At 63.0% G+C, this 440-nt stretch carries 1 protein-coding gene; it reads left to right on the top strand.

The window, feature by feature from the left end:
- A partial coding sequence (locus DEQ92_RS22890) for a HAMP domain-containing sensor histidine kinase (RefSeq protein WP_147299609.1) occupies window positions 1-440 on the top strand: 440 nt, incomplete at both ends.

Genomic DNA, 440 nt, shown 5'->3' with positions numbered 1-440 from the left:
TTCACTAGCATCGTCAGCCACGACCTCAGGAACCCACTCTCCGTCGCCGAGGGCCGAATCGAACTGGCCCGGCAAGAGGACAGCAGCGAACACCTCGACAGCGCCAGCGACGCGCTCGCGCGGATGCGGACACTCATTGACGACCTGCTCGCGGCCGCACGCGACGAGCAGTCGGTTGATGCCGGCGTCGTGGCGCTTGCGGACACGGCCGAGCAGTGCTGGCACAACGTCGAAACCGGCGACGCTGAACTTACTGTCGAGGCCGACGCTGTCATTCGTGCCGACGGGAGCCGACTGGAACAACTGCTCGAAAACCTGTTTAGCAACAGTGTCGAACACGGCGGCGATGACGTGACAGTCACCATCGGAGGGCTTGAGAACGGCTTCTACGTCGAGGACGACGGCGATGGTATCGACGAGGAAAACCGATCGCGCGTGTT

Origin of the sequence: Haloferax sp. Atlit-6N (assembly GCF_003383195.1) — an archaeon.
GTDB classification, from domain to species: domain Archaea; phylum Halobacteriota; class Halobacteria; order Halobacteriales; family Haloferacaceae; genus Haloferax; species Haloferax gibbonsii.
The sequence above is the reverse complement of the archived record's forward strand: the minus strand, read 5'-3'. Positions and strand labels throughout refer to the sequence as shown.